Origin of the sequence: Streptomyces sp. Qhu_M48, assembly GCF_051305195.1 — a bacterium.
Taxonomy (GTDB): Bacteria; Actinomycetota; Actinomycetes; order Streptomycetales; family Streptomycetaceae; genus Streptomyces.
The window spans coordinates 200853-211279 of record NZ_CP195433.1; the positions used below are offsets into that span (position 1 = coordinate 200853).

Annotated in this window: 10 protein-coding genes; 8 read left to right on the forward strand and 2 right to left on the reverse strand. The window is 71.0% G+C overall.

Annotation, left to right across the window (positions count from 1 at the left end):
• Window positions 1–26 precede the first annotated feature (26 nt).
• The 4 genes from ACRRSS_RS37215 to ppk2 all read left to right on the forward strand — a co-directional run bounded on the left by ACRRSS_RS37215 (window position 27) and on the right by ppk2 (window position 2209).
• Window positions 27–563, forward strand: coding sequence for an ArsR/SmtB family transcription factor (locus tag ACRRSS_RS37215; RefSeq protein WP_435975659.1), 537 nt, complete (start codon window positions 27–29; stop codon window positions 561–563).
• A gap of 91 nt (window positions 564–654) precedes the next feature.
• Window positions 655–822: a hypothetical protein gene (locus ACRRSS_RS37220; RefSeq protein ID WP_435975660.1), complete on the forward strand. Its 168-nt coding sequence runs from the start codon at window positions 655–657 to the stop codon at window positions 820–822.
• Window positions 823–885: 63 nt separating this feature from the next.
• Window positions 886–1062 carry a hypothetical protein gene (locus ACRRSS_RS37225; RefSeq protein ID WP_435975661.1) on the forward strand — a complete coding sequence of 59 codons (177 nt, stop codon included), beginning with the start codon at window positions 886–888 and terminating at the stop codon, window positions 1060–1062.
• A gap of 103 nt (window positions 1063–1165) precedes the next feature.
• Window positions 1166–2209 (forward strand): polyphosphate kinase 2, encoded by a 1044-nt coding sequence (gene ppk2, locus ACRRSS_RS37230; RefSeq protein ID WP_435975662.1) that lies wholly within the window; start codon window positions 1166–1168, stop codon window positions 2207–2209.
• A gap of 49 nt (window positions 2210–2258) precedes the next feature.
• On the opposite strand, the gene ACRRSS_RS37235 is transcribed toward ppk2, so the two are convergent.
• Window positions 2259–2696 (reverse strand): winged helix-turn-helix transcriptional regulator, encoded by a 438-nt coding sequence (locus ACRRSS_RS37235; protein ID WP_351906770.1) that lies wholly within the window; start codon window positions 2694–2696, stop codon window positions 2259–2261.
• A 222-nt stretch (window positions 2697–2918) separates the two neighbouring features.
• On the opposite strand from ACRRSS_RS37235, the gene ACRRSS_RS37240 reads away from it, so the two are divergent.
• The 3 genes from ACRRSS_RS37240 (at window position 2919) to ACRRSS_RS37250 (ending at window position 6956) form a co-directional block, all read left to right on the forward strand.
• On the forward strand, window positions 2919–4349 hold the full coding sequence (locus ACRRSS_RS37240) for an MFS transporter (RefSeq protein WP_435975674.1): 1431 nt from the start codon (window positions 2919–2921) through the stop codon (window positions 4347–4349).
• A 279-nt stretch (window positions 4350–4628) separates the two neighbouring features.
• On the forward strand, window positions 4629–5810 hold the full coding sequence (locus ACRRSS_RS37245; RefSeq protein WP_351906772.1) for an acyl-CoA dehydrogenase family protein: 1182 nt from the start codon (window positions 4629–4631) through the stop codon (window positions 5808–5810).
• A 303-nt stretch (window positions 5811–6113) separates the two neighbouring features.
• A complete protein-coding gene (locus tag ACRRSS_RS37250; protein ID WP_435975663.1) occupies window positions 6114–6956 on the forward strand; it encodes an NmrA family NAD(P)-binding protein in 843 nt (280 codons plus the stop codon).
• A 70-nt stretch (window positions 6957–7026) separates the two neighbouring features.
• Here the strand turns inward: ACRRSS_RS37250 and ACRRSS_RS37255 are convergent, their stop codons facing one another.
• Window positions 7027–9027 (reverse strand): BTAD domain-containing putative transcriptional regulator, encoded by a 2001-nt coding sequence (locus ACRRSS_RS37255; RefSeq protein WP_435975664.1) that lies wholly within the window; start codon window positions 9025–9027, stop codon window positions 7027–7029.
• A 324-nt stretch (window positions 9028–9351) separates the two neighbouring features.
• Here ACRRSS_RS37255 and ACRRSS_RS37260 point away from each other — a divergent pair, with 324 nt between their 5' ends.
• On the forward strand, window positions 9352–10266 hold the full coding sequence (locus ACRRSS_RS37260; RefSeq protein ID WP_435975665.1) for an NAD(P)-dependent oxidoreductase: 915 nt from the start codon (window positions 9352–9354) through the stop codon (window positions 10264–10266).
• Window positions 10267–10427 lie beyond the last annotated feature (161 nt).

Genomic DNA, 10427 nt, shown 5'->3' on the forward strand with positions numbered 1-10427 from the left:
TGGAGGACCACCGATAGGCTGGGCGGATGAGTGAGTACGCGCCCTCCTTGGAGGCGTTGGCCGGGCAGGTCGCCGACATGGCGCGGCGGCTCTCCGAGCTGGAGGCCAGGCTGGGGGGCGACCCCCGCGGCCCCGGCACCGACGAGGCTCCGGCCGACGCCTACTGGGCGCTGCCGCAGCTGCGGGAGCGCCTGCAGGAAGTGGCGCGCGGCGGGGTGCTGTTCGCCGGTTCCGTGGTCGGCCTGGACGGTGAGCTCGTGGAGTGGGAGCGCTCCGACGCTACGGACTCGGTCCTGAGCTCCGACTGGTCGGAGGCGGCCGACGCGCTGGGCGCCCTGGGCCATCCGGTGCGGCTGCGGCTGATCCAGGCGCTGGCCGGGGGACGCACGGCGGTCGCCGAACTCATCGAGCTGGAGGGGCTCGGCACGACCGGCCAGATCTACCACCACCTGCGGCAGCTCGTCTCCGCCGGCTGGCTGGAGACGGCCGGGCGCGGCCGCTACCAGATCCCGCCGACCCGCCTCGTACCCCTGCTGATCATGGTCACGGCGGCGCGGCGCTGATCCCGTCGAACCGATCGGCGCGGATCGGGCTGCCCTGCGGGATCGGGGGTAGACGGACCCTCTGACCCCGACCGGACAGAGGAGTTGGGCCATGTTGGCCATAGGCGCAGCGGTGCTCTTCGTCATCGCGTTTCTGATCAACGCCGCCGAGATAGCGACGAACGACGTCTTCACCTCGGCGAACATCATGCTGCTCGGGCTCGGGCTGCTCGCCCTGCACGTCGCCGGAATCGGCGGCGGCCGGTCCCGTCGGCCCTGACGCCGCCCCGCCCGTTCCCGGACGGGCGGCGGCCTTCGACCGATCCCCCCTCAGGAGGCAACGATGTCCTCGTTCACCCCCACGTACACCGAGACGTACACCCACGCCGCCGGGTACGCCGACCCCTCGGCGATGGTGACCGCCGCCGACGCGTCGGCCGCCCCCGCCTGGCTCCACATCGTGGTGATCGTGCTCGCCGCGATCGTCCTTGTCCACAGTCTGGCCAGGCACCACCACTGAGGCCCGTCCGGAGCACGCCCTCGCAAGCCGTGCCGAACCGCCGCCGACCGTGTCGGACCGCGATGATCGGGGCATGGGGCCGAGGAGGCCGCAGGACGACGAGGTGAGTGACGTGACCGGGATGAACGGCAAGGACGGGCAGGACGGGCAGACCGAGGACCGGGACGAGAACCGGGACGAGGACCGGGACGAGAACCGGGAGGATCTGCTCCGGGGGCTGAGCGTGGACCACACCCACCCCGAGCAGCCCGTACTGCTCAGCGCGGCGGGCGACCCGATCCGTACCTGGCGGGAGAACTACCCCTACGACCGCAAGGTGCGCCGGGGCGAGTACGAGTGGACCAAGCGGATCCTGCAGATCGAACTGCTCAAGCTCCAGCGGTGGGCCAAGGACACCGGCGCGCGGATCGTCGTGGTGTGCGAGGGCCGGGACGCCGCCGGAAAGGGCGGCACCATCCGGCGGTTCACGGAGCGGCTCAACCCCCGAGGCGCCCGGATCGTCGCCCTGGACAGGCCGACCGAGCGGGAGACGGGCCAGTGGTACTTCCAGCGGTACGTCGCCCACCTCCCCGGCGCCGGCGAGATCGTGTTCTTCGACCGCTCCTGGTACAACCGGGCCGGGGTCGAACGCGTCATGGGGTTCTGTACGGACGAGGAGTACGAACTGTTCCTCCGTCAGTGCCCGCTCTTCGAGCGGATGCTGGTCGACGACGGCATCCACCTGGTGAAGTTCTGGTTCTCGGTCTCGCGCTCCGAGCAGCGCACCCGGTTCGCGATCCGGCAGGTGGACCCGGTGCGGCAGTGGAAGCTCTCTCCCACCGACCTCGCCTCGCTCGACCGCTGGGACGACTACACCGCCGCCAAGGTCGCCATGTTCAGGGCGACCGACACCGCCTACGCGCCCTGGACGGTGGTCAAGAGCAACGACAAGCGGCGTGGGCGCCTGGAGGCCATGCGCAGCCTGCTGTGGCGCATCGACTACGCCAACAAGGACCCCGAGGCCGTGGGTGAGCCCGACCCGCTGGTGGTCGGCGCCGCGGACACCCTCCTCGAAGCCGGCGAGGAGACCTCGACGCTCTCTCCCACCCCCCTGGCCGCGCACCACGACGGCCCGGGGGAGCACCCCGGGCCTGACGACGCCCACTGAACGGAGTTCTGTCGGACGTCCTCGGGCCGACGCCCCCGGCGGAGGGGGATCAGTTCGCCGCTTCCAGGGCGTCCAGACGGGTGTCGTACGCGGCCCGGGCCGTGGCGATCTCCTCCTGGTGGTTCTCCGTCCAGTCCACCAGGGCCCTGATCGTGGTGTGCAGGGTCGCGCCGAGCGGGGTGAGCTCGTACTCGACGCGCGGGGGAACGACCGGGTGCACCGTGCGCCGGACCAGGCCGTCCCGTTCGAGCTGACGCAGCGTCACGGTCAGCATGCGCTGGCTGATGCCCTCGATCCGGCGGCGCAGCTCGGAGAAGCGCAGTGTCTGGCGCTCCAGGTGCGCGATGGCGAGCAGTGACCACTTGTCGGCGACGCGGTCGAGGATCTGCCTCACCTCGCATCCCTCACGGGCGTCCCACTGGCGTACGTCGTAGTCCTGCTCGGTACCCGTGCAGTGACTTGGTGACTTTAAAGTGCGTTCTTCCATGGTTCCCCACCGTGCCGCATGATGCCAGTGGTTACAAGTGGGAACCGGTACAAGGCGCTTTCTTCTGCAACTCGCCCCAAGCCTGCCGCGTCCTCACGCGAACTTCAAGGGAACTCCAAGCACCTGCCGCAACAATGCGGCTGATTCCCTATGGCTATCCCTTCGCGTACAAGGAGAAATTCTGTGTCCACACTGCAATCCTCGAGCAGCGGCACCGACCGCATGAGCGGGCGCGCGTGGGGCGTGCTGTTCGTGCTGTGTGGCGCGATCTTCCTCGAAGGCATCGACGTGGCCATGCTCAACGTCGCCCTGCCCTCGATCCGCGAGGACCTGGACATGTCCACCGGCATGCTCCAGTGGGTGATGAGCGCCTACGTTCTCGGCTACGGCGGCTTCATGCTGCTGGGCGGCCGCGCCGCCGACCTGTTCGGACGCCGCCAGATGTTCGTCTTCTGGCTCGTGGTCTTCCTGCTCTTCTCGGGCCTGGGCGGTTTCGCCACCGAGGGCTGGATGCTCATCGTCGCCCGCTTCGTGACCGGTGTCGCCGCCGCCTTCATGACCCCGGCGGGTCTGTCCATCATCACGACGAGCTTCGCCGAGGGCCCGCAGCGCAACAAGGCCCTGCTGGTCTACTCCGGCACCGCCGCCGGCGGCTTCTCCATCGGCCTGGTCGTCGGTGGTCTGCTGGCCGCCATCAACTGGCGCTGGGTCTTCTTCGCCCCGGTCATCCTCAGCCTGCTCATCCTCATCGCCGCGATCGCCCTCATCCCGAAGTCGGCGCGTCCGGACCGTACCGGCCAGGGCGTCGACCTCGCCGGCGCGATCACCGTCACCGGCGGCATCCTGCTCCTCGTCTTCGGTGTCGAGCGCGCCACGCACGTCTCCGCCGGCTGGACGATCGGCACGATCGCGGCCAGCATCGTGCTCTTCCTCATCTTCATCGCCGTCGAACGCAAGTCGTCCTCGCCGCTGGTGCGCCTGGGCATCTTCCGCAACGGGTCGCTGGTCCGCTCCAACCTGGCCGGCATGCTCTTCGCGGCGGGCTTCTTCGGCTTCCAGTTCATCGCGGTGCTCTACCTCCAGGAGCTGCGCGGCTGGTCGACCCTGCAGACCAGCTTCGCCCTCATCGTCATCGGTGTGGACGCGATCCTCTCGCCGACCCTCACCCCCAAGCTCGTGGCCAAGTTCGGCAACGCCCGGGTGATCTTCGGCGGTCTGCTCCTCGCCGCCCTCTCCTACGCCCTGTTCCTGCCGGTCGGCGCGGACTGGACGTACCTGGCGATGTTCCCGAGCCTGATCATCCTGGGCCTGGCCTTCTCCCTGGCCTACGGACCGCTCACCATCGTCGCCACCGACGGCATCGCCGAGGAGGAGCAGGGCGTCGCGGGCGGTCTGCTCTACACGTCCTTCCAGTTCGGCGCCGCCCTCGGTCTGTCCGGTGTCGCGGCCGTCAACATCGCGGCCACGGACGGCACCTCGCCCGCGGCACTCCTCGACGGCTACCAGGCCGCCCTGGTCGTGCCGCTGGTCGCCGCCCTCATCGCCGCCTTCATCAGCGCCTTCGGCCTCCGCAGCCGAGCCGGCGCGACCGACGCCGAGCCGGCCGCCGTGGAGGTCCCCGACACGGCCCAGCGCATCGAGGCGTCGCGGTAGGTCCCCCCACCTCGCGCCCGCACCGCGCGCGAGCCGCATTGCCCTGGCCTCCATGCCCCGGTTGGCCAGGGCAATGCCATTTCCTTTTCCGGTTCTCCCTCCCTCTCCTCGCCCCTCTTGCGTCTCCGGCGTGGAACCGTTCCCCGGTAACCGGCCGCTCGATTTCTTCGAGAGCATCGAATTACCTGCACGTGACCCCTCTTCCGAGAGAATACAAATGCCCGTCGGCGCAGGAAATTCGCGCCGTTAAGTTGCTGTGGCAAATTCTGAGGAGACAGGATGACCACGACCGACAGTGCCGTGACCGCGGTGCTGGACGAGGTGACAGCCCTCGTCGACACGCTTCGCAAGAGCGGACCCGCGGGCGAGGAGCGTCGCTGGATCCCGGACGAGAACATAGAGCTGCTCGACAAGGCCGGCGTGTACCGCCTGGCGGTCCCGCGTCGCTTCGGCGGCATCGAGGCCCCGGTCGCCGACCAGGTCAGGATCCTGAGCGAGATCGCCCGTGCCGACACGGCCACCGGCTGGGTCTCGATGATCTGGGTGTCCAGCTCCTGGGTTCCCAGCCTCTTCCCGGACAAGGCCCAGGAGGAGGTGTACGCCGGCGGCGCAGTCCGCGTCTCCACCGGCTTCACCCCCTCCGGCACCCTGACGGCGAACGAGGACGGCTCGTACTCCCTCAGCGGTTCCTGGAAGTGGCTCTCCGGCGCCCGCGGCGCCAACTGGGGTCTGCTCTCCGCCCTGCTCGTCGGCCCGGACGGGACCCCGGCCCCCTTCGCCGCCCTCGTCCCCTTCAGCGAGCTGAGCATCGCCGACGACTGGCACGCCGCCTACGGTGCCGGCACCGGCAGCTCGACGGCGACCGCCGACAACGTGACGGTCCCGGCCCACCGCGTGGTCAGCCTGATCGAGATCCTCGGCGGGACCACCGGCGACCGCTCCAACACCGGCGCCACCGGCCGCAACTACGCCTTCGTCCCCTTCTTCATGGCACAGGGCGCCTCCGCCTACATCGGCATCGCCAAGGGGGCCTACGAGCTGTTCCTCGACCGGCTCCCGGGCCGCGGCATCACCTACACCTCCTGGACCGACCAGAGCCAGTCCCCGGTCACCCAGATCCAGGTCGCCGTCGCCGCCAACAAGATCGCGGCCGCCGAGGCGCTCCAGGAGAACTGGCTGCGCCGTCTGCAGGAGCACGCCGACGCCGGCACGAGCCCGTCCGTGGACGAGCGGGCCGCCGCCCGTGGCACCGCGGCCTTCGCCATCCAGCTCGCGAAGGAGGCCGTCGACGAGCTGTTCGAGGCCAGCGGCGCGTCGGTGATCCTGCGCGACGTCCCCTTCCAGCGCTTCCACCGGGACATCCGGGGCCTCGCCCTGCACGCCCTGTTCGCCTTCAACACCAACCAGGAAGTGCACGGCCGGGCCATCCTCGGGCTCGCCCCGGACACCCCGTTCCTGTGAGCCGCCGTTCCGGCTGACCGGAACACACCGGCCGCACAGGCCAGACCGGGCCGCCCGCACGCGCGGGCGGCCCGGTCTCGTACGCCCCGGGCGGCCTCGTACACCCCCCGGTCCCGTACACCCCCGGGTCCCGTACAGCCCCGGTCCCGTACACCCCCGGGTCCCGTACAGCCCCGGTCCCGTACACCCCCGGGTTTCGTACAGCCCCGGTCCCGTACACCCCCCTGATCTCGTACGTCCCGTGAGCTCGTACGCCCCCGTGAGTGATCTCGTACATCCCTCTGTGCAGGAAGGCATCTCGCCATGACCGACACCACCGTCCTCGTCCTCGGCGGTACGGGAAAGACCGGCCGCCGCGTCGTGAACCGGCTGAAGGAGCGCGGGGCCACCGTCCGCGCGGCCAGCCGCTCCGGGGACGTCCGCTTCGACTGGGACGACAAGAGCACCTGGGAGCCCGCGCTCGCCGGCGCCGACGTCGCCTACTTCGTGGACGCGCAGGACAAGCCCGGCGCCTGGGACGCCGAGGCCGCGCTGCGCGAGCTGTCCGGCCTCGCGGTCGGCAGCGGGGTACGCCGCATCGTGCTGCTCCAGGCCCGGGTCACCGATCTGGTCGGCGGCAAGTCGCTGATAGCCGGCGAGCGCGCCGTTCAGGAGTCCGGCGCCGAGTGGACCGTGCTGCGGCCCAACTGGTTCTTCCAGAACTTCGACGAGGGCGTCCTGCTCGACGGCGTCCTCGCCGGCGAGGTGTCCCTGCCCGCCGGCTCGGGCCGCGAGCCGTTCGTCGACACCGAGGACGTCGCCGCCGTCGCGGTCGAGGCCCTGCTGGAGGACGGCCACGCCGGTCAGACCTACGAGCTGAGCGGCGCCCGCGCCCTCACCCTGGACGAGGCCGTCAAGGAGATCGCCCAGGCCACCGGCCGCGACATCCGCTACGTCCCCGTCGAGCACCAGGCCTACGTGGACGAGCTCGTCGGCTACGACGTGCCCGCCGACTACGCGCTCTTCGTCGCCGACCTCGTCGCCCAGATCCGCGACAACAAGAACGCCGTCCCCACCGACACCGTCCGGCGCGTGCTGGGCCGTGAGCCCCGCGACTTCTCCGACTTCGTGAAGGACGCCGCCGCGCGCGGCGTCTGGAACGTCTGAGCCCCCGGAGTCCGGCCCGAAGGGGCCCCGCCGGTCGTCCGGCGGGGCCCCTTCGCGGTGACGTACCGCCTCAGACGGCGATGCTCCGCCCGCGCCAGGGCGCCTGCGGACGGGCCGCCGCCGACACCGCCGACCCGTCCGTCCGCGGGGGCAGCAGCGTCAGGGTCGACGCCCGGTGCTTCCCGCCGCCCCAGCCCGGCCGGCGGTCGAGCAGCTCCGGCCGAGCCGTGGCGACGGCGAGCAGCGGGGCCGTACCGGCGCCGTCGGAGAGCGATTCGAGCCGGTCGAGCACGGCGTCCGCCGCCCGGTGGGCGTCGTCGACGACGACCACGACCGGTTCGAGCGCGGCGGCCGCCGTCAGGAGTTCCGCCCACACGTTCAGGACCTCGACCCGGTCGGCCGGGTCCACCGGGGCGCCCCCCGCGGGCAGCAGCGGCAGGAGCCGCCGGTACGTCTGGGCGCGGCGGGCCTTGGCCATGGGCAGCCGCCAGACCGCCGCGGCCAGTTTGGCCCGGGCGACCTCGACCGCGTCCTCGGCGAGGACACCGCAGTAGCGGGCGAGGATCACTCCCGCCACGGAGAGCGGCTCGCCCTCGCCGGTGGCCCGCGCGGTCAGGACCCGCACCGGCGCCGGGGACTGCACGGCGATGCTCCGCTCGAACTCCGCGAGCAGGTGGGACTTGCCCACACCCGGCGCGCCGAGGACGGTCACCAGGTGGGGGACCGAGCTGTGCCGGGCCCAGTCGAGCAGCCCGTTGAGCACCCCCAGTTCGTGTTCGCGGTCGGTACGGAACGCGGTCTCGTCGCCGAGGAGGCCCAGGACCTGCCACGCGTCGGAGGAGTCGTCGGCCGACTTCGCAGCGACGGAGGCCGCGGTCGCGAGGCGCGCCGCACCGCTCATCCACACGTCGCCGTCCGGTACGCGCCCCAGCATCGCCCGGCCGTCGTCGAGGAGCGTGCCCACGGCCGAGGGACGGCCGGCCTCGACGGCCGGGCTGAGGCGGACGAGGGCCCTGCCGGTGGTCACCGCCGCCCTGAGCGCCGTCTGCGCGTCGACCGAGAACCGTTCGCGCAGCGCCAGGGCGGCCCGGACGGCCCGCTCGGGATCGTCGTCGCCCGGCCCGTCGACACCGAACAGGGCGAGGGTGAGCGATCCGATCGCGGCGACCACGGTGCCGCCGAAGCGGGTGATGACGTCCTCGACGGTGTGCAGGGCCGTCTCGATCTCCCCGGGCGACACCTCGTCGAGACTGTCCATCCGCAGTCCCACGAGCAGCGCGCTCACCGGGATCCGCTCGGTCACGGCCGTGCCGCCCTGACGCGGCACCACGAGCGGCGCGCCGGCGGGCTGTTCGACGGGGGGCCGCCGCGCGAGGGCCGGGGCGAGGGCCTCGCGCGGCGGAGTCGAGGCGTCCGCGGCGAGCGCGGGGTCGTGGGTCAGGATCGCGTGCTGGAGCGTACGGAGACCGTGGCCCGGTTCCAGACCGAGGTTCTCCACCAGGGAGGACCGCACCCGCTCGTAGACGTTCAGCGCGTCGGCCTGCCGTCCGCAGCGGTACAGCGCGAGCATCAGCTGCCCGCGTGCCCGTTCTCGCCAGGGCTCCGCCTCGGCCATCATCGTCAGCTCGCCGAGTATCGAATGGTGGCGACCGCACTCCAGTTCGGCTTCGAAGAGGTCCTCCAGGACGTCGAGCCGGTCCCGGCGTGCCGCGTCGAGCTCCGGCCAGGTGATACCCGATTCGGCGAGGTCGGCGAGGAGCGGCCCACCCCACAGGTCGAGGCCCTTCCGCAGCCGCCGCGAGGCCTCCTCCGGCGCTCCCGCCGCGAGTTCGGCGCGGCCGGCGGCCACCCATCGGCGGAAGACCAGCAGATCCACGTCGTCGGGGTCGACCCGCAGCATGTAGCCGGGCGCCTTGGTCACCAGCTCGGGGGCCGGGTGGTTTCCGGGGCCGGTGTTCTCGGCCAGAATCGTCCGGAGTCCCCATATCGCGTTGTGCAGGATCTTCCGGGCCGTGGCCGGAACGTCCTCCGATTCCCAGAGGGCCTCGACGAGCTCGCTCGTGGCCACCACGCGGTTGGCATTCAGCAGCAGATAGCCGAGTGTCGCGCGCTGTTTCGTCCCACCCAGGGCAACGGGCCCGTCCGCCGATATCGCTTCCAACGGCCCTAGCAATCTGAACCTCATTGCCCCCCGCTCCAAGGTTTGACGTGCATTCGGAAATACCCACGGGCCGAATCAGGTTGGCAATCCTTGACGCGCCGGAAGGCCTGTGATGCACTTCCCGCAGATTTTCCGCCACTCTCTCACCAGTCCCTTGAAAGAATCTTGAGCAGTGCGTGACGGGAATATTTTTTCCCGGGCGGGACAGGCCAGGAAAAAGAGAAGGTGAAATTCATGATCGACAACGAGGCGGCTTCGGTGATCCGCGACGGAGCCGACGCCGAAGCGGACGTGGCGATTCTGGGTCTCGGCCTGATGGGGCGGGCGATCGCCACCGCGCACCTGAGGGCGGGGCGCACCACCACCGTGTGGAACCGGACCCCCGGCAGGGACGGCGACCTGATCACCCAGGGCGCCCGGGTCGCGCCCACCGCGGCGGCCGCGCTGGCGGCGAGCGGAGACCTCGTGATCGTGTGCCTCAAGGACCATGAGGCGGTCCGGTCCGTCCTCGACCCCCTGGGGGAGTCCCTGCGCGGGCGCACCGTCGTCAACCTGACGTCCAGCACCTCCGACCAGGCACGCGAGCTCGCCGCCTGGGCCTCCGGCCACGGCGCCTCCTACCTCGACGGGGCGATCATGGCCGTCCCGCGGTCCATGGGAGGCCCGGAGGCCGTCCTGCTCCACAGCGGGGACGAGGAGGTCTACCTCAGGCACCTGCCCGTCCTGCGTGACCTGGGCACCTGCCTGCACCTCGGCACCGATCCCGGGATCGCCGCCCTTCACGACGTGGCCCTCCTCCACCTCATGTGGGGCGTCCTGAACAGCTTCCTGCACGGGGCGGCCCTGGTGGGGACGGCCAAGGTCCCGGCCGCCGACTTCGCCGTGCTCGCCAACCGGTGGATCTCCTCGATCACCGAGTTCGTCTCGGCCTACGCCGAACAGATCGACGCCGGCGCCCCGGTGGCGAAGGACGCCACCCTCGACACCCATGCCGCCGCCATGGACCACCTCGTCCAGGAGAGCGAGGCGGCCGGGGTGGACGTCTCGCTGCCGCGGTTCTTCCGGGGCCTGGTGGACGAGGCGCTCGCGGACGGCCGGGGCGGCGACAGCTATGCCGCCGTCGTGGACCGGTTCCGCCCGCGTCCCTGAAGGTGGACACGCGGTGGAAGGCACGGTAACCGCGGGAGAAGTAGGTGACTTCAAAGTGCCTTCTTCCGCGACCGGAGGCCGTGCTGCATTCTGATACCAGAAGGGGTCTCCCCACCCCTTCAGAGAATGCCATCGAAAATCGGACGCCGAGAGGAATCGAT